The 18,731-nt window shown below is 34.1% G+C and carries 22 protein-coding genes; 16 read left to right on the top strand and 6 right to left on the bottom strand.

Going from position 1 to position 18,731, the window contains the following annotated elements:
• Positions 1 to 30: 30 nt before the first annotated feature.
• The 6 genes from ACRYLU_RS08845 to ACRYLU_RS08820 are packed head-to-tail and all read right to left on the bottom strand — an operon-like array spanning position 31 to position 4,636.
• Positions 31 to 876, bottom strand: coding sequence for an NAD(P)H-dependent flavin oxidoreductase (locus tag ACRYLU_RS08845; RefSeq protein WP_098393289.1), 846 nt, complete (start codon positions 874 to 876; stop codon positions 31 to 33).
• A 22-nt stretch (positions 877 to 898) separates the two neighbouring features.
• Entirely contained in the window at positions 899 to 1,645 is a 747-nt protein-coding gene (locus tag ACRYLU_RS08840) for an SDR family NAD(P)-dependent oxidoreductase (protein ID WP_445080881.1), read from the bottom strand.
• A complete protein-coding gene (locus ACRYLU_RS08835; RefSeq protein ID WP_038601836.1) occupies positions 1,642 to 1,935 on the bottom strand; it encodes a hypothetical protein in 294 nt (97 codons plus the stop codon). The genes ACRYLU_RS08840 and ACRYLU_RS08835 overlap by 4 nt, the downstream gene beginning before the upstream one ends.
• Complete coding sequence (locus tag ACRYLU_RS08830; RefSeq protein ID WP_179884595.1) at positions 1,910 to 2,260, bottom strand: hypothetical protein; 351 nt, start codon at positions 2,258 to 2,260, stop codon at positions 1,910 to 1,912. The genes ACRYLU_RS08835 and ACRYLU_RS08830 overlap by 26 nt, the downstream gene beginning before the upstream one ends.
• On the bottom strand, positions 2,257 to 3,405 hold the full coding sequence (locus ACRYLU_RS08825; protein ID WP_098393293.1) for an acetyl-CoA C-acyltransferase: 1,149 nt from the start codon (positions 3,403 to 3,405) through the stop codon (positions 2,257 to 2,259). The genes ACRYLU_RS08830 and ACRYLU_RS08825 overlap by 4 nt, the downstream gene beginning before the upstream one ends.
• Positions 3,395 to 4,636: an AMP-binding protein gene (locus ACRYLU_RS08820; protein WP_260311548.1), complete on the bottom strand. Its 1,242-nt coding sequence runs from the start codon at positions 4,634 to 4,636 to the stop codon at positions 3,395 to 3,397. The genes ACRYLU_RS08825 and ACRYLU_RS08820 overlap by 11 nt, the downstream gene beginning before the upstream one ends.
• A 144-nt stretch (positions 4,637 to 4,780) precedes the next feature.
• Here ACRYLU_RS08820 and ACRYLU_RS08815 point away from each other — a divergent pair, with 144 nt between their 5' ends.
• From ACRYLU_RS08815 to ACRYLU_RS08740, 16 genes are all read left to right on the top strand, one after another.
• Positions 4,781 to 5,350, top strand: a complete 570-nt coding sequence (locus ACRYLU_RS08815; protein ID WP_098393295.1) for a biotin transporter BioY — start codon at positions 4,781 to 4,783, stop codon at positions 5,348 to 5,350.
• Between the two features lie 5 nt (positions 5,351 to 5,355).
• The gene (locus ACRYLU_RS08810) at positions 5,356 to 6,327 is read left to right on the top strand and encodes a biotin--[acetyl-CoA-carboxylase] ligase (RefSeq protein ID WP_017864915.1); all 972 of its coding nucleotides are present in this window, start codon (positions 5,356 to 5,358) and stop codon (positions 6,325 to 6,327) included.
• A 16-nt stretch (positions 6,328 to 6,343) separates the two neighbouring features.
• Entirely contained in the window at positions 6,344 to 6,649 is a 306-nt protein-coding gene (locus ACRYLU_RS08805; protein WP_445080880.1) for a CHY zinc finger protein, read from the top strand.
• Positions 6,650 to 6,684: 35 nt separating this feature from the next.
• The gene (gene tenA / locus ACRYLU_RS08800; protein WP_445080879.1) at positions 6,685 to 7,341 is read left to right on the top strand and encodes a thiaminase II; all 657 of its coding nucleotides are present in this window, start codon (positions 6,685 to 6,687) and stop codon (positions 7,339 to 7,341) included.
• Between the two features lie 378 nt (positions 7,342 to 7,719).
• Positions 7,720 to 8,898 (top strand): SLC13 family permease, encoded by a 1,179-nt coding sequence (locus ACRYLU_RS08795; RefSeq protein ID WP_445080878.1) that lies wholly within the window; start codon positions 7,720 to 7,722, stop codon positions 8,896 to 8,898.
• Positions 8,899 to 9,071: 173 nt separating this feature from the next.
• Positions 9,072 to 9,635, top strand: a complete 564-nt coding sequence (locus ACRYLU_RS08790) for a GNAT family N-acetyltransferase (protein WP_104141492.1) — start codon at positions 9,072 to 9,074, stop codon at positions 9,633 to 9,635.
• Between the two features lie 103 nt (positions 9,636 to 9,738).
• Positions 9,739 to 10,137, top strand: coding sequence for a hypothetical protein (locus ACRYLU_RS08785; RefSeq protein WP_260311545.1), 399 nt, complete (start codon positions 9,739 to 9,741; stop codon positions 10,135 to 10,137).
• Positions 10,138 to 10,241: 104 nt separating this feature from the next.
• Positions 10,242 to 11,174, top strand: coding sequence for an ABC transporter ATP-binding protein (locus ACRYLU_RS08780; RefSeq protein ID WP_260311544.1), 933 nt, complete (start codon positions 10,242 to 10,244; stop codon positions 11,172 to 11,174).
• Positions 11,171 to 12,532: an ABC transporter permease gene (locus tag ACRYLU_RS08775; RefSeq protein WP_311865731.1), complete on the top strand. Its 1,362-nt coding sequence runs from the start codon at positions 11,171 to 11,173 to the stop codon at positions 12,530 to 12,532. The genes ACRYLU_RS08780 and ACRYLU_RS08775 overlap by 4 nt, the downstream gene beginning before the upstream one ends.
• A gap of 59 nt (positions 12,533 to 12,591) precedes the next feature.
• Positions 12,592 to 13,239: a ComEA family DNA-binding protein gene (locus ACRYLU_RS08770; RefSeq protein ID WP_260311542.1), complete on the top strand. Its 648-nt coding sequence runs from the start codon at positions 12,592 to 12,594 to the stop codon at positions 13,237 to 13,239.
• The gene (locus tag ACRYLU_RS08765; RefSeq protein ID WP_445080877.1) at positions 13,220 to 15,430 is read left to right on the top strand and encodes a DNA internalization-related competence protein ComEC/Rec2; all 2,211 of its coding nucleotides are present in this window, start codon (positions 13,220 to 13,222) and stop codon (positions 15,428 to 15,430) included. The genes ACRYLU_RS08770 and ACRYLU_RS08765 overlap by 20 nt, the downstream gene beginning before the upstream one ends.
• Before the next feature lie 284 nt (positions 15,431 to 15,714).
• The gene (locus ACRYLU_RS08760; RefSeq protein WP_029344289.1) at positions 15,715 to 16,491 is read left to right on the top strand and encodes an alpha/beta hydrolase; all 777 of its coding nucleotides are present in this window, start codon (positions 15,715 to 15,717) and stop codon (positions 16,489 to 16,491) included.
• A 183-nt stretch (positions 16,492 to 16,674) separates the two neighbouring features.
• The gene (locus ACRYLU_RS08755) at positions 16,675 to 16,890 is read left to right on the top strand and encodes a F0F1 ATP synthase subunit C (protein ID WP_004255250.1); all 216 of its coding nucleotides are present in this window, start codon (positions 16,675 to 16,677) and stop codon (positions 16,888 to 16,890) included.
• A gap of 44 nt (positions 16,891 to 16,934) precedes the next feature.
• On the top strand, positions 16,935 to 17,648 hold the full coding sequence (gene atpB / locus ACRYLU_RS08750) for a F0F1 ATP synthase subunit A (protein WP_260311540.1): 714 nt from the start codon (positions 16,935 to 16,937) through the stop codon (positions 17,646 to 17,648).
• A gap of 14 nt (positions 17,649 to 17,662) precedes the next feature.
• Positions 17,663 to 18,169 (top strand): F0F1 ATP synthase subunit B, encoded by a 507-nt coding sequence (gene atpF / locus ACRYLU_RS08745; RefSeq protein ID WP_010906128.1) that lies wholly within the window; start codon positions 17,663 to 17,665, stop codon positions 18,167 to 18,169.
• Between the two features lies 1 nt (position 18,170).
• Complete coding sequence (locus tag ACRYLU_RS08740) at positions 18,171 to 18,698, top strand: F0F1 ATP synthase subunit delta (RefSeq protein WP_029344288.1); 528 nt, start codon at positions 18,171 to 18,173, stop codon at positions 18,696 to 18,698.
• Positions 18,699 to 18,731: the final 33 nt, after the last annotated feature.

The following is an 18,731-nucleotide window of genomic DNA, read 5'->3' as shown; positions in this document are numbered from 1 at the left end:
TTTAAATAATAAAGAGGATTAATCTAAATTTTATTTTTTCATAATTCGTTGAATAATAGTTTCAACAGACTCAATTTTTTCAAGATAAGCAGAAGCGCTACCAGCCATAAATGCACCATTGATTAAATCACCTGTTTCTACTGCGGCTTTCAATGATTTATTAGAAGAATGTTGTGACGAGATATTTAATAGTCTGGTCGGATGGCCATTCTTATCTGAGATTAAACTTGTTCCATTTTCTTCACTTTTGCAGATTAATTCTTGGTAAACTGGTGAAATTTGACATTCTTTTGCCAATAAAAAGGCGGTGCCAACTTGTACTCCATTTGCACCTAAAATATTAGCCAAAGAAGCAGTATGATGATCATAAATTCCACCAGCAGCGATGAGCGGTAAGGGACAGATTGGAGCAATTTCTTTGAGAAGTGAGGCCAAGTTTTGGCTACCCACGTGACCTCCTGCTTCATTTCCTTCTACAATAATTCCGGAGATAGGAAGTTTAAACATTTTTAGGGCAATTTCTTTATTGGGAACCACAGGGAAAAGTTTGATATTATTACCAATTATAGTATCAATAATTTCTTTAGGACTCCCTGCACCAGTTGTCACTACTGATATTTTTTCTTCACAAATCACTTCTAAAAGTTGCTTGATATTTTTATCAAGTAACATTAAATTAACGCCAAAAGGCTGTGAAGTGAGAGTTTTTGTTTTTCTTATCATTCTTCTCAGTTCATTTGCTGTCCGTCCACCACTACCAATAATTCCCAAAGCTCCATTGTTTGAAACAGCGGCTACTAATTCAGCATTAGAAGCCCAAGCCATTCCACCTTGAAAAAGAGGACGTTTTATTCCTAATTCACGATACCAAGTCATTTAATTCTCTTTCTATATTTTATTAAAGTTTATGAAATGTAGGTTCTTGCCAATAGCCAATCTCAGAGCCATTAACGGAAAAAATTTTGCCTGTCATTTCTGTCTCAATTAAATCATTAATAATAAAATTAGCGACATCGGAGCTTGAACCCATTTTCCATTCATCAGGGATATTCTGACCATAAGTTTCTTTTAAACTTTTTAATACTGGCAGAGTCATATCAGTTATGGCAGCAGGAGAAACAGAATTTACTCGTATCAAACTTTTTTGCAATTCTTTAGCTAGTGTTTTCGTAAAAACAATGATGCCGGCTTTGGACGCCGCGTAGTTTGCTTGCCCAAAGTTACCAAATAAAGCTGATTTTGAAGTTAGTGTAATGATTTGTCCGCCTTGATTGATTTTATCAAGCAAAGCGTGAGTACTATTAAATACACCAGTCAAATTGACAGAAATCACTTCATCCCAAATTTCCGGACTCATTTTCTTAAAAGTACTATCAGCAGCAATCCCAGCATTATTAATTAGAATATCAATCTCCTTTATTAATTTGGCTGCATTAGCAATGCTAGAGCGATTGGAAACATCTAGTGGAATAGCTTGGATTTCTGTTTTGGGAAATTTTTTTTGCAATTCTTCAGCTCTACTTTTTAAACTAAGTGGGTCACGGCCAGTTAAAATGACTTTGTGATTGGCTTGAGCAGCTTTCTGAGCAATTGCCCAGCCAATTCCCCTTGTTGCACCGGTAATCAAAATTGTTCGTTTGTTCATTGCTTCCATTCTCCTTTTAGGATCAATGTTTGATTTCTGTCAGTAATTTGAAAAGCGTTTTGATTAAATATAAAACAAAAGCGTTCATTCAAATAGCCTGGTGAGCAGAAATTTGCTTTTAAGTATGATAAAGGCACAGAATAGAACTCTTGATGCATTTCTTCTAAAATAAATAATAAAAAATTTCCAGGTATAATGGGATTTTTACCGTAGTGTAAAGAATTGGTATCTTTAACTGATTGAAGATAATCAATTAAATCAGCCTCATTGATTTTTTTGTATAATTTCATTCCAGGAATCCTCAGATAATAGACTTAGGTTAATTTTTGCCAATAGCTTTTTATTGCTAGTTATTTCAAGACTTAGATTGATTATATATTTTTTTGAATGACGAGTGATGTGTTCACTTAGTAAATAAAGTTTCAGTTTATCAAATGAATAATTAGAAGATGGATAGCGAATAATTTCTTCGGATAGTAACCAATTTTCTCCATTTTTAAGACTGTGGGGAATTCCTTCTAATTCTTGCCACAATTGTGGAAGTAAAGAGAGAAAATTTTTTTGCCCTTCTAATTTAAAATGTCTTGGAAGAGTTTTTTGAGCGATTAAAATCATTTTTGATACCAGTGATTACCTATCAGTACACTGATTCCCATACCTCCAGCTACGCACAAAGTTGCGATGCCAAGACATGGCTTTTGCACTTGGTTTAGGCGATTTAAGAGTCGAGAAATTAGAATGCCACCAGTTGCACCGTAAGGATGACCAAATGCAAGAGCACCACCATAAGCATTTAATTTTATATCATCAAGTTTAAAATAATTTTGGAATAAAATGGCTTGACTGGCAAATGCTTCATTTAATTCGATAGCCTCAATATCATTAAGTTTAAGGGAAAATTTCTGTAAAAGTTTTTCAGTTGCTTTTATTGGGCCTAATAAGAAATCTGATGGAGATAAAGCAACAGTTGTTTGTCCTAAATAATAGCCTTGAAAATCAAAAGGGTTATTAGTGGATGACAATATGATTGAAGAAGCACCGTCGTTTATTGGACAAGAGTTTCCAGCAGTGGCTGTTCCGTTAGTGGTAAAAGCAGGGGTTAATTTGCTCAAAGCTTCTATTGAGGATTTAGGGCGAACAGTTTGATCACTACTTATTGTAAATTCTTCATCTTGATAGGGAAAAATTTCATTTTCTAAAAGTTTTCCTTCAATGGCTTGAGTCGCTTTTTTATGACTATTTAGAGCGTAAAGGTCTTGAATACTACGAGAAATATTGTATTTTAGGGCTGACATATCGGCAATTGTTCCCATGTCAAAATCTTCATAGGGGTCAGGAGCCATTTTAAATCGGTTAATCGGCTGATGACTCTCTGAATCAAGTACGATATTGGCTTGAGATGTGCTTTCTACCCCTCCTGTACAAATAATGGAAGCTTCACCAGAAATAATGTAATTTGCAGAGCTAATCATAGCTGTCAGTCCAGAACCGCACTGCTGGTCAATTGTAAAAGCTGGGATGTTGCTCGAGAATCCTGCTTTTAAAGCGCAACGTCGAGCTAAATTTCCTCCTTGATTAGTCACATTTCCCAAAATAATATAGTCAATATCAGCTTTTTTGAGAAGGGGATTTTTATTAAATTGTTGTTTAATTAGATTTTGATATAAAGTTTCAGGAGAAATTTTTTTATAAAAACCATTGATTTTTCCTATAGGTAAACGGTTTGCTGTTATAATACCGACGGGATTTTTAAAGCTCATGATAGACACCTCTAAAATATTCTTTTTCTAATTCTTTTCTGGATATTTTTTGATTTTTAGTAAAATTAAGAGTAGGAGTTTCTAAATAGATTTGAGGAAGTTTGTATTTAGGAAGTCTTTGAGCTAGTATTTTGATTAATTTATCTTTTTCGATAGGATTTAAGAGTAGTAGAGCAATTTTTTGACTATATCTTTCATCAAAAACTCCAAAAGCGATGCAGTCTTCGCATAAATCTTTTGCCATACGCTCAATTTCTTCTGGAAAAATTTTATTTGCACCATGTTCGATAATGTCAGACCGACGTCCAAATAAATAAAGATGATTATTTTTTAAGGTTCCTAAATCATCAGTTGTCCATGATTGTGAATAAGGTTGATTAAGATAGCCAGAAAATAAATAAGGACTTTGAACTGTAAGACGATATTTTGGTCCTAGGGTAAGCTCTACGTATGGAAAGAGTTTTCCTACAGATGATGTTTTTTTACCATTAGTAACTGCTTGCCATGAAATAAAACTTGTTTCAGAGCTTCCATAAAACTCAATCATTTGAGTTTGCGGAAGTTTTTTTCTTACTTTATTAATCGCCTCTGGACTCAGTGTTCCTCCACCTAAAAAAATAATCTCTGGAGAAGTTAAAGCAAATAATTCATTGAGGTTATTTAAGAGATAGGTTGGGACGGTAAAGAGAACATAGCTTTCCTTAATATTTATAAATTGTGAAGGATTTGTAATTGTTAGGAAGGTTTTTCCTAAATATAAAGCACACATGAGTGTATGAAGTCCTAATGAAGTAGTGAGTGAGCTAGTAGTTGCAAGAGCTTGTGAGTTGCTCAAATGAAATAAATCATCACAAACTTCAAACCCAATTTTCCAAGATTCCCAGTTACGATAATAGATTTTGGGCCGTCCAGTTGTCCCAGATGTACTTGCTAAAAACAGCGTATCCTCAGGGATAAGTCCGAAGTCAAGAGAGTTTTTCTTAAAAGATTTATCCACGACAAGTGGATAATTTCCACTTTCGATAATTGCGAGAAACTCAATAATAAAATTCAAGGGGCTATCATTTATTAGAGTAATAACAGTTTTGGAGGAGTGACTATAATCTGTTAATTTTTTTTGTATTAAAGCATCGATTTGTTGGTAGCTATATGAAATTTCGTCTATTTTAAGAGCCGGATAATCAGTAAAAAGTGCGACCAGTTTTGAAAAATTAAATTTATTTTTTTCCATCTAAAATTTTCCTTTGTGTGAATAAAAAAGCAAACAATAAAATTAATAGTTAACCTAAATTTGATTTTAGGGTTACTATTTGATATGATAACAGTATAATAAAAAATTCTTTTATTGTAAAATATAAAATCAGGAGTAGCAAATATGACTAAGAATCAAAAAGTCAAAACATTAACGTATTCAGCCTTTATGACTGCATTTATTATTATTCTAGGATTTTTACCAGGAATACCAATTGGTTTTATTCCTGTCCCAATTATCTTGCAAAATATGGGAATAATGATGGCTGGGGGACTTCTTGGCCCCAAATATGGTACAATTTCGGTAGGAGCATTTCTTACTTTAGCTTTAATTGGCTTACCTGTTTTAACAGGTGGAAATGGCGGAGCAGCGAGCTTTTTAGGACCTTCGGGAGGCTACCGAATAGCTTGGCTTTTTACACCATTTTTAATAGGTATATTTATTAAGAAATTGCAAATTACAGATTCAAAGAATTGGATTGGAGAATTAATCATTGTTTTAGTGTTTGGAGTTATTTTTGTTGATCTAGTCGGAGCAATCTGGCTATCTATTCAATCTAATATTCCATTAATTACTTCGTTGATTTCTAATTTAGTTTTTATTCCTGGTGATTGTATCAAAGCCATTTTGACTGTTCTTATCGTGCGACGTCTTAGAAAAGAAGGAGGCTTTGAAATGTATTTTAGAAAGTGATAATTATGCGAACAACAAAACAATTTGTCTTGTTAAAACTTCTTCAACAAAAAGGAAACTGGGTTTCGGGTGATGAATTAGCTGAGGAGCTAAAGCTTAGTCGAGAAAGTATCTGGAAAGCAATTAATACTTTAAAGCGCAAGGGCAATCAAATCGAAAGTCGTAAAAACTTGGGCTATAAGTATGTTGGAAATGATTCATTAGATGAAGATACGATAAATTTTTATAGTGGAATGAAATTTGAAGATAAAATTTTTGTTTTTGATGAGGTGACTTCTACGCAAGAGTTAGCGAAGCAATATTTGTCTTCACATGAGGTCAAACAACCTCTTATTTTTGTTGCAAATAATCAAACGGAGGGACACGGTCGGCGTGGCCGAAATTTCTATTCTCCAAGTGATACTGGATTATATTTTAGTCTTATTTTACCCAACCCCAGTCATGATATTTTGAAAATAGGATTATTGACGACAAGTACGGCTGTGGCCGTTGTCAAGGTCCTTGAACAATTTTATAAAGATAAAAACTTTCAACTCAAATGGGTTAATGATATTTATTTGGGGACCTATAAAGTTGGCGGAATTATCACTGAAGCTGCTTTAGATTTAGAATCAAGCTCTGCTGGAAATTTCATTATGGGAATTGGCTTAAATCTGTCAACAAAAGATTTTCCAGCAGATTTATCCGAAAAGGCTCAGGGAATAAATCCTGAGTTTAAGATAGACAGAAATCAGCTTTTAGCAGAAATGGCTAAAGAAGTGATAAATAATTTTGCAAATTATAGACAGCCAGATTTAATTGATGAATATCGCAAGAGGTCATTGTTGTTTGGTAAAAATGTGACTTTAAAATTGGGAACAAAAGCTGTTAATGGACAAGTAGAAGGAATTTCTGATGACGGAAGCTTGATTTTAAAAGCAAAATCAGGAGAATTACAAACTTTTAAAAGTGGCGAAGTTGTGAAAGTTGATTGGTAATGAAAGGTGGATTTTATTGCGAGAAAAAATCTGGGGGAAAGTGATAGATGAGGAAGGCAGGTGTACTCATTATCATCAAGAAAATGATATTGTCGCCCTAAAATGTTCAGACTGTGAAAAGTATTTTTCTTGTTATCATTGTCACGATGAATTAGAGAATCATGTATTTAGGGCTACTAATAAAGAAGACTTTCCAGTACTTTGTGGCCATTGTGGAACAAAATTAAATTTTAATGATTATTCGCGAGGAGAGTGTATCAAGTGCAGCTCCGCTTTTAATCCAAATTGTCATCGACATTGGCAAGTTTATTTTAATGAATAGGCGTATGCTTTTAATATTATGAAGGAAGAAATGAAATGTTATTTACTGAATTAGCAAGAGGAAAATCATCAATATTTTGGGAAAGAAGTTTTGAGCATCCTTTTATTCAAGGATTAGTGAGTGGAGAATTAGCTCCGGAGGTTTTTCGCTATTATTTGTTGCAAGACCGTTATTATCTCGAACATTTTAGTAAGTTATATTTTCTTATTGCCGAGAAATCTGCTAGTGAAGAGATTCAAGCACATTTAAGATTAAATGCAGAAGAACTAAAAAATGGAGAGATTTTTGTTCGCGAGGGATTTTTTAAAGAATTAGAGATTGGTGAACAAGAAATTTTAGAAACGCCGGTTGCTCCCACTGCTTATGATTATGTTTCTCATATGTATCGTCAGCTTATTGATGGCACTGTTAATAGTGCAATTGCAGGAATGTTGCCTTGTGCTTGGCTTTATCATGAAATTGGTTTACGATTAATTGAAGGGGGGTCGCCTAACCCTTTGTATCAAAAATGGATTGAAACCTATGCGAGTAAAGAAGCTACCGTCCAAATCGCAAAAGAGTGTGATATTATTAATCGGCTTTATCAAGAAAGTGATGAACAAGAGCAAGAACAGATGCTTGAGGCATTTCTTATTAGTAGTAAAATGGAGGCTGATTTTTGGGAAATGGCTATGGTCTTAGAAAAATGGTAGTTGAAATTTTTCTGTAAAAGTTAAAAAGTCTTATATGACTTCTAAAATAAAAAAAGATTAATTCTATTTCAGTTAATTCTTGCAAACGGATACATAAAATGATAAAATGTATTTATCCTTATAGGAAAGCGTTTACCTAAAAGTCATGGTTACGTAAATAAGCTATAGCGAGTAGCTTAATTTCTTTCGAATCCCTCCTAGTCAGGGGGATTTTTTAATGAAATTTTATATGGATGTATAGATAATAAATGCATATTCTACTTGAAAAGGGCCCTTTGAAATTAATTTACTTTTATATGAGAAAAAGCTTGTCACTGCCATCTTTAGATGTTATAATTTATTGTGGTGCAAAATTTTATATGCTAGTTAGGAGAAGTAGTGGAACATTCAGCTACTCAGCGCGAATCCCAAAAAGTATGGATAGCCATTAAAAATTGGTTTCTAGTGGACAAGGTTTTTCTGATTTCGTTTATTATTGCAATTATTGCCATTAGTTTGGGTGGAGTGACAACGCGTTTCTTTAATTATCATGTCATCGTTACAGTTTCAGGTTTGATGCTTGTAATTGGTGGTTTTAAAGAAACAGGTTTGTTACAGTATTTGGGACAATCCTTAGTCAAAAGAAGTACAACAACGCGTCAGCTCGTTCGATTTACGACGCTACTTACCTTCTTTTTAGCCGTTTTTTTTACAAATGATTTAACAATTTTGACGGTTTTACCGCTCTATTTAGCGATTACGAAAGAAATTAAAAATCGAAAGTCAGTTTATATTGGAGCAGCATTGATTGTTCCAGCCTGTCACATTGGGTCCGCCTTACTTCCGCAAGGTAATCCGCATAATCTTTATTTGTATTCGTTTTATAAAGTGGCTGCACATCATGGTGGTGTCGCTTTAACTAATTTGGACTTTTTTAAAGGAACAGGCGCTTTATGGATTTTGGGTTTATTGATTTTGATGATTGCTTGTCAATTCATTGATAATGAGCCTTTGGTGATTGAAACTAAAGTGACGCAATTTAATAAAGTTGAAACTTCTATTTTTGTTGTTTTGATGTTATTGATGGCAGCTTCTGTTTTTGGCTATGTGAATTTTTATCTTGCTGGAGCAATTGTTGCTTTAGTTGTGTTGATTTATCGTCCGAGACTTTTTAAAGGAATTGATTATCATCTTTTATTTACATTCATCTTTTTCTTTTTGATTGTAGGAAATATTGCTAATATCAGTGTGTTGACTGATTTTATCAGCAATACTTTAGTTGGACCGCAGGCTTCTTTTTTGGGAACTGTGATTATGAGTCAATTTATTTCTAATATCGCGGCCCCAATTTTGATTTCTCCGTTCACTCCTCATGCTGTTTCTTTGGTGCTTGGAGCTGATATTGGGGGAATTGGTACAATTGTTTCGTCAATGGCAACGCTGATTGCTTACAAAGTTATTAGAATGAATGCGCGTGGTGAAACGCGAGGATTTGTAAAATATTTTACAATTGTAAATGCAGGATTTGTTGTGATTCTAACTTTGATTGGTTTAGTCATTGTGACAATTGTTGGTTAAGGTGTAAAAGTTGGAGCATCCAGCTTTTTATTATGGAAATTTTTTACTGACAGGGCTGTCAGTAATTTTTTATTTATCTCTGATAAAAAAAATTGTTAAATAAAAATGTGTAGAAATTTCTGTCAGTAATTAATAAATGGTGTATAATAGTTAAAAATGTAAAGGAGAGGGAAATGGAGTTTAGATTAGCGAAAAAGTCTGATGCTGAAAGGCTTTTAGAAATTTATAAACCTTATGTTGAAAAAACTGCCATTACTTTTGAGTATGAAGTTCCAACGATTGCAGAATTTGAAAAACGAATTGAAAAAATAGGAAGTCGCTATCCTTATATTGTGGCGATTGAAAATGACAAAATCATTGGTTATGCATACGCTGGTGCTTATAGAGAACGGGCGGCCTATGATTGGGTGGTTGAATTATCAATTTATTTAGATGAAAATGAAAGGCAACATGGCGCTGGTAGTGCCCTTTATCAAAAGTTACTGACAGCTTTATCGGCACTTAATTATCAGCGTGCTTATGCTTGTATTACCTATCCAAATCCAGCAAGTGTTGCATTTCATAAAAAATTTGGTTTTGAACAAATTGGACTTTTTCCAAAAGCGGGTTATAAGTTTGAACAATGGTATGGTATTGTTTGGTTAGAACGCCCTCTCCAAACTACTGATAAAGTTACTGCGATAAAATTACTGACAGATTTGTCAGAGAATGAGCTAGAAAAAATCTTGGCTAATTAGTCAAGATTTTTTATTATTTTATTGAAAAAGTAAAACATTTTGCATTCGGTAAGAAAAATATTAAAATAAAATTAAATAAATTAAAAGTAGAAAGGAAGAAAAAATGAACAAATTTATCTGGTCCATTTTTATCCCCATCCTGATTTTTACAGGACTATTGACAGTTATTGGTTTTACCCTTGAGAGTCAGCATTTTTACTGGCTTCAATCCGTCGAGCTCATTTATCTTTTTGGAAGTTTAATCTTTACTTTTGCTGCTTTTTGGATTTGGCATCTAGGGATAAAATCTCGAAAAATGAAAAGCTTAAAAGTTTTATGGCTCATCCTGAGTTTAGTTTTTCTAGTTGACTTAATCAACACAGGAGTTTATTTAGCTCAGGGGCAAGGATGGCTGTGGGGGATGAGTAGTTTTAGTTCTGCTGGACCTGCTTTTTTTGCAAGCATGCTCCTTTTGAGCCTAAGTTTTTTAGGATTTAGAGGTCAAATGAAGAAAGAAAATTAAAATGACAAAATTAAGACATTTTTTGTCTTACCTAAGAGGGAAAAGGAGGTTAAAAGTGAAAATAAAATGATATAATTAGAAAAAAAGGAAGAGTAAGGAAAATTATGACATTAAAGATTGACAAAGTTCGAAAAAGCTTTGGCGATAAAATCGCTGTTGATAATCTCAATATGGTTGTTAAACCAGGTGAAGTTATGGGCTTAATTGGTCAAAATGGTGCTGGGAAAACAACGACTTTTCGGATGATTCTTAATTTTATATCAGCTGACCAAGGGAAAATTACTTGGCAAGATGGACCGATTACGCAAGAAATCAAGCAAAAAATTGGTTTCTTACCTGAAGAACGTGGTCTTTATCAAAAGATGACAGTTGAAGACCAAATTCTTTATTTTGCGGAACTTCATGGAATGAAACGAGCAGATGCCCGGCTAAAGCTACAAGACTGGATGAAACGCTTGGAGGTCGTTGGTAAACCAACTGACAAAGTTCAAACCCTCTCTAAAGGGAATGCCCAAAAAATTCAATTCATTGCCACTTTGATTCATGAGCCTGAATTTTTGATTTTGGATGAGCCATTTACAGGGCTTGACCCAGTGAATACAGAACTATTGCGAAATGAGATTAAACGGAGTCGTGATAAGGGAGCGGCAGTTATTTTCTCTAATCATAATATGAGTGATGTTGAGCTTTTATCTGACCATTTATTAATGCTAAAAGGTGGTCAAACAATTTTAAATGGAACGGTAGAAGCCATTCGAGCTTCTTATGGCCGTACCCGTATTTATTTGGAGTCTGATTTGCCAAATGAAGAACTTTCTGTAATTAGAGGAGTTGAATCAATTGAAAAAAGAGGAAGTGGTCGTTCAATAAAAATATCTGAGGCAGAAGTTGGACGTGAAATTTTCCAAAAAGTGGCTAAAGATGGCTATGTTCAAGCATTTATTCAGTCTCCACCGTCGCTAGATGAAATTTTCCGAATGGAAGCAGCTGAGAATAATCAAGAAAATTTAAGTGCAAGAAGTGAGGAAATAAAATGAAAAATCAAACTTGGCTTGTTGCAAAAAATATTTACCGAAGTCGTGTCAAAGGGGTGGGCTTTTGGGCACTCGTCCTTTCACCATTTTTGCTAGGAGCAATTTATTTAATTATCGGTTTAGTCATCAGTAGTGGAGCTAATCAAAGCCCAAAAATGGCTGTAGTCGATAATCCTGCTCTAACTCAGATTCTTTCTAAAAATGACACTTTAAAAGCAGACATTCGTAACGAGTCTTCTTTAGAGGACGCTAAAAAAGACCTTTCTTCCGGAAAAATTGATGGATTTTTAACCGAAGATAATGGATCTTATACCATTGTCACTGATAATAAATCAAGTGTCAAATTTGACCAATCAAGTTTTCAAACTGCGCTGACTCAAGTTAATATTTCAAAAACAGCACAACGTCTCAATCTGTCAGCCGCCGATGTTCAAGAGCTTCTTAGTCCAGCTAAGTTTACAATGAAAACACAAACAAGTTCTGGACAAAAGTCAACAGGTGATGGACAGACTGGCGCGAATATTGCAATTGGCTCCATTGCCTCGATTTTAATTTTCACATTAATGATGATGTATGTGGGAATCATCGGACAGGAAATTGGTAACGAAAAATCTAGTCGTATTATGGAGACCTTGCTCGCGGCCACTAGCTCAAACGTGCAGTATTATGGGAAAATTATTGGTGTAATTCTACTATTAGCGACTCAGCTTGGAATTTATGTGCTTGGTTTTGGAATTGCTTATCCTTTTATCAAAAATTTAGATCAGATTAAAGCAATTGGTGCCATGCTTTCTGGGATTACCTTCGGTTTCGGAATTTATTTGGTAGCCATGTCTTTAATTGGGATTTTAGGTTATTTAATTCTTGCGTCAATTGTGGCATCTCTGGTTAATGAACAAGCTCAGGTGCAACAAGCTACTCAGCCAATTGCCTTTTTAGCGATGATTGGTTATATTGGGGGAATTGCTGGCTCGACTGTTCCGGGGAATATTGTTTTGAAAGTTCTTAGTTTTATTCCATTTATCAGTCCAACATTGATGACTAGCCGACTGGCTATTCAATATTCAACAACGACAGAAGCCTGGATTGCTCTTGGATTACAACTTTTAGCAACGCTTGCCATAGCAAAAGCGGGTGAGAAAATTTATGCGCGAAATGTTCTTTCTTACAGCGATGAAAAAATTATGAGTCAACTTTTTAAAGGACTGACAGGTCGAAATTCGAAGAAAAAAACAACTGACAGACAGGTCAGTGAAAATGGTGAAAAGAAAAATCCGTGGCGGAGAAATTCTCCATTGCGTCTGGCTCTTGTCATCATTATCATTCTAATAATTTTGGCTTATCGATTCATCTTTAAATAAAAAATATTTTATAATTCAACTCTTGGAAACTTTCCAAGAGTTTTTTCGTATATAAAAGTATGGATAAGATTTTAGAAAAAGTAAAAGAATACTGGAAAATGATTGTTTTAGTTGTTTGTGGGCTTATTGCTGGTGGGATTTTTTACGTTTTAACCAACGGTCAAAAGCCAACTACAAATCTGTCAGTAGAAAATTTAAGTTCTGTCAGCAGGCAAAGCTCTGTCATTAAATTTAGTGAACCTAATGAAAAATCTGTCAGTAAAATTATGGTTGATTTAAAAGGTGCGGTAACAAAACCTAATGTCTATCAAATTTCGTCAGATGAACGTCTAGTTGATTTAATTAAGGAAGCTGGTGGTTTTACTGACCAAGCTGACCAGAAATCAATTAATCTGTCAGCAAAATTAAAAGATGAAGAAGTAATTTATGTCCCAAAAATTGGTGAAAATTCAAGCACAGAAAATACTGATAGCTCTGCTAATTCGGTCACTAGTCAAGTCTCAACAACCACTGCAAAAATAAATATCAATCAAGCAGATGTGACTGAACTACAAAAATTAACAGGTGTTGGTCAGAAAAAAGCTCAAGACATCATCGATTTTCGGACGAAAAATGGTGATTTCAAATCACTTGAAGACTTGGGAAAAGTTTCTGGTTTTGGAGATAAAACACTAGAAAAATTGAAAGATGAGTTGTGTTTTGAATAAAATTCCTTTGATATTTTTAGCTTATCTTTCTGTTATCTTGTATTTTTTAATCTTCAATTTTAATTTACTTTGTCTCATTTTGTTCATTTTTTCAAGTTTACTTGCCTTATATAGAAAATATTATTTAGTCATCCCACTTATATTAGTTATGGGAAGTTTTTTCTTAGTAGTAAAAATGGATACGATTAAGAATAGTGAAAATCAGCCAACCACTCTGTCCAAAATTACAATGATCCCCGACACGATCCAAGTTAATGGTGATTTATTAAGTTTTCTAGGAAAAGAAAGAGGACAAAATTATCAAGTTTACGAGACTCTAAAAAGCAAAAAAGAACAGAAATTTTATCAAAATCTAAGTCAAAATTGTCAGCTGAGTTTCACAGGAAACCTTCAAATTCCAGAAAAACAAAGAAATTTTAATGGATTCGATAACCAAAAGTATTTAGAGAGTCAGAATATTTATCGGCAAATTATGATTGATAAAACTAATAAAATAGTTTTAAATGACACTTTTGACCTCCATGTTTTAAGACGAAAAGCAATTGTCTGGTCACAAACTCATTTTCCAAAGCCAATGAATGATTATATGACTGGCTTACTTTTTGGCTTTTTAAGTAAAGATTTTAATCAAATGGGAGACATTTATAGTTCATTAGGAATTATTCATCTTTTTGCCTTATCGGGAATGCAAGTTAATTTTTTCATTGATTGGTTTCGTAGAATTATTCTTCGACTAGGAATAACGAGAGAAAAATTAAATATTTGGCAAATTCCCTTTTCAATCTTTTATGCATTTATGACAGGATTTTCGGTTTCAGTATTACGAGCTTTATTTCAAAAAAATATTCGTCAAAATCCTTTAGATAATCTAGCGGTGACAACCCTTCTTCTGATGATTGTCAGTCCTAAATTTTTACTGACAACAGGAGGACAACTCACTTTATTTTATGCTTTTGTTATTTCAATGATTAGTCATAAATTTTCAGAACTAAAAGGAATAAGAAAATTACTGACAGAATCATCAGTGATTTCTTTGAGTGTTTTACCTTTACTCATTTTGGATTTTCATATTTTTCAACCTTTTTCAATTTTACTGACGATTGGCTTTGGCTTTTTATTTGATGTAATCTTATTGCCTTTACTATTAGGAACTTTTCTCTTGTCTCTAATTGGCTATAGTTTTAATATAAATCTTATTTTTCAAATTCTTGAATGGCTAATTCATGAGGTTGATTTACCCTTACATTATCCTTTGATTTTAGGGAATCCCAGGCCAATTGAATTATTAATCTTATTTTTACTAATTGGTTTGTTAATTGATAATCTTTTTAAGAAAAGAAGACAAATAATTTTTGCTGGCCTAATTGTTTGTAGTTTTTTTATTTGTAAAAATCCAATTTACCCCAGTATCACAGCAGTTGATATTGGCCAAGGGGATAGTATTTTTTTGCAAGATAAATTTAATAAAGAAACAATTTTGATTGATACAGGCGGACGATTAGCCCTTCCGCAAGAAAGTTGGCAAAAACCTCAAAGTCAAACAAATGCCGAAAAAACACTCATTCCATATCTTGAATCTGTTGGAGTAAGTCAAATCGACCAGCTCATTTTGACGCATACGGACGCTGACCATGTTGGAGATTTTTTGAATTTAGCTGATAAAATAAAAATAAAAGAAATTTGGGTTAGCCCCGGTGAATTGACAAATAATCATTTTGTACAAAAATTGAAGAAAGCAAATATTGCGATTCACATCAGTAAAGTTGGAGATAAAATTCCAATCTTTGATAGTGCTTTACAAGTTTTATCAAATGGTTATACAGGAAAAGGGGATAATAATGATTCTATCGTGACTTATGGAAATTTTTATCATATAAAATTTCTATTTACAGGGGATTTAGAACAAGAAGGAGAAAAAGAACTGCTCAAGAATTATTTTAAATTGAAAGTTGATGTCTTAAAAGTAGGTCATCATGGCAGTAAAACAAGTTCAAACCCTGACTTTATTAAAGAAATTAATCCCAAACTTGCCCTCATTTCGGTTGGCAAGGAAAATCGATATGGACATCCCAACCAAGAAACTCTAGAAACATTAAAAAAATACCAAATCAGAATACTTAGAACCGATCAAAAGGGAGCGCTTAAACTAATGCAAATCAATCAACAGTGGCCAATCCAAACAGTTAGATAAATGAAAGGAAAAAGTGAGCAAAAGACATCTATAAAATGTTACAATAAAGAAGACGTTGAAGGCCTGTAGAAACGTAAAAATACTACCATTATTTGATTTCTAATGTACCCCAAAAATAAAATGGAGTAATGACTTCACAGCGCACACTTTGAAAAAAGTGAAAGAAGGTCAGAATAAAAGAGAAAGGAAATTTCAAAAATTAAGGGATTGAAGAAAATCCACTTTTAATAGGTAGAGAGTTGTCAACAAATGATAACAACATAAATTTATTAAGGAGATATTTTATGGCAGTAATTAATATCGAATACTACTCAGAAGTTCTTGGGATGAATCGAAAAGTTAATGTTATTTATCCTGAATCAAGTAAAGTGGAAGATTTTACCCAAACAGATATTCCGGTGCTTTATCTTTTGCATGGAATGAGCGGAAACGAGAATTCTTGGATAATTCGTTCAGGAATTGAACGATTGATTCGGCATACTAATTTAGCAATTGTCATGCCCTCAACGGATCTTGGTTTTTATGTGAACACCACGTATGGTATGAATTATTTTGATGCGATTGCTCATGAACTTCCCAAAGTAATTAACAATTTTTTCCCAAATCTATCCACAAAAAGAGAAAAAAACTTTATCGCTGGTTTATCAATGGGAGGATATGGAGCTTATCGTCTCGCATTAGGAACTGACCATTTTAGTTATGCGGCTAGTTTGTCTGGCGTTTTGACTTTTGATGGAATGGAAGAAAATTTCAAAGAAAATCCAGCTTACTGGGGAGGAATTTTTGGAAATTGGGAAACTTTTAAAGGGTCAGATAATGAAATTTTATCTTTGGCAGATAGAAAACAAGAAAACAAACCCAAACTTTACGCTTGGTGTGGGAAACAAGATTTTCTTTTTCCAGGAAATGAATACGCGACAGCCGAGTTGAAAAAACTAGGTTTCGATATTACTTATGAAAGCTCAGATGGCGTTCATGAATGGTATTATTGGACTAAAAAAATCGAATCTGTATTAAAATGGCTCCCAATAAATTATAAACAAGAAGAACGCTTGAGCTAATCTAAAAATTTTCTCTGTTTATTCAGTACAAAATTTAAAAATTTTGTCTATCAAACGCTTACAAAGACAAAAATGAGAGAAATGATGAAATTCTCATGCTTGTCTTTGACAAAAACTACGAATAGTAGTAGAATTTCTTAGTAAAATAAATTTGCGAAATCGCAATATAGAAAGAGGTCTATAATGACAATTACACTTGCCGCTCTTGGAGCAATTGCTATCGGTCTTGCAGCACTCGGAGCCGCTATCGGTGATGGACTTATCGTTTCAAACTTCCTCCAAGCCGTTGCACGCCAACCAGAACTTGAAGGAAAACTTCGTGGTTCAATGTTCATGGGTATCGCCTTCGTCGAAGGTACATTCTTCATCGCCCTTGCTATGGCATTCCTTTTCCGTTAAAATTTTTCTCAACAAAATTTTAAAAACAGAAAGGAAGAACAGGTATGGAATCAACATGGACCTTTAATATTGGGCCAATTCCATTTGATGGAACAATCACAGTAATGACTTTTGTGACTGTCCTCATTGTGTTCGGTCTGGTATTCTGGGCGAGCCGCAATATGCAGCTCAAACCCAAAGGTAAACAAAATGTTCTTGAGTGGGTTGTTGATTTTGTCAATGGAGTTTCCAAAGATAACGTCGGCCCTCATGAAGCACCACGCTTTTCGCTCATGAACTTTACCCTCTTTTCTTTCCTTCTTATTGCCAACTGCATTGGGCTAGTAACTAAAATTAGTACGCCAGGTGATGTTTCCCTTTGGAAATCACCAACTGCAAATCCAACAGTCGATTTGACACTTGCACTACTTGTTGTTGTAATGTCAAATACACTGGGTGTACAAAAATTCGGTTTTAAAGGCTACCTCGAAGTTGCCTTCTGGAAAGATCCGAAAGGTCTTCTTCCAATGAATATTCTGGAAGAATTTACAAATGCACTTTCACTTGGTTTACGGCTTTATGGGAATATCTTCGCGGGTGAAATCATGCTTGGTCTTATCGCCGGTATGATTCAATCAACCATGTGGATACTTCCAGTTGCGTGGATTCTTGAAGTTGCATGGATTGGCTTTTCACTTTTCATTTCAGCCCTCCAAGCTTATGTCTTTGTCCTTTTGACAAACTTGTACATTAGCCACAAAATTATAGCAGAACATTAAGAAAGGAGTAGAAATTGTCAACATTATTATTAGAAGCTGCTCCGAATACCGTTCTCGGTAACATCATCGTTGTATCTGGTGCATTTATTATCTTATTGGTATTGTTGCGCCTCTTTGCATGGAATGCAATTACTAGTGTTTTTGCAAGTCGTGCGAAAAAAATATCTGATGATATCGATGCAGCAGAAGCGAACAACAAACAAGCTGCTGACTTGGTTAAACAACGTCAAGCAGAACTTGCAGGTTCAAAAGAAGAAGCTGCTAACATCATTCAAGTTGCAAACGATACTGCCTCACAAAACCGTGCGAAAGTACTTGCAACAGCAAATGAAGAAGCAACTAGTTTGAAAAAACGTGCGCAAGAAGATATCGAGCAAGAACGCAAAGAAGCTCTTAACACAGTTAAAGGCGATGTTGCGGACATCTCAGTTCAAATTGCTGAAAAGCTTATTGGACAATCATTAGATGCTTCTGCACAACAGGAATTAATCGACTCTTATCTCGCTAAGTTAGGAGAATAAGATGACAAAAGTAAATTCACAAAAATACAGTAAAGCTTTACTAGAAGTTGCCCAAGAAAAAGGACAACTTGAAGCAATTCTTGCTGAAGTTAGCGAAATGATTCAACTTTTCAAAGAAGATAACTTGGCTGCTTTTTTAAGTAGTGAAGTTTATTCATTCTCTGCGAAATCTGAATTGATTGATACTTTACTTCAAACTTCTTCAGAAGTAATGTCAAATTTCCTTAATACCGTTCGTTCAAATGGTCGTTTAGGAGATTTGGGTGAAATACTTGATGAAACTAAAAATGCAGCAGATGATATGTTTAAGATTGCTGACGTTGAGGTGGTTTCAAGCATTGCTTTGACAAATGCTCAGATTGAAAAATTTACAGCTATGGCGAAAGCAAAATTTGACCTAAATGAAGTAACAGTAATTAACACAGTCAATGAAAAAATTCTCGGTGGATTCATTGTGAATTCTCGTGGAAAAATTATTGACGCCTCACTAAAAACACAATTGGCTAAAATCGCCGCTGAAATCCTCTAATCAGGATAGAAAAATTTTCTTTCTCTGTTCAAA

The sequence above is a fragment of the Lactococcus sp. KTH0-1S genome (genome assembly GCF_052544945.1).
This window is presented reverse-complemented; position numbering and strand designations above follow the sequence as displayed.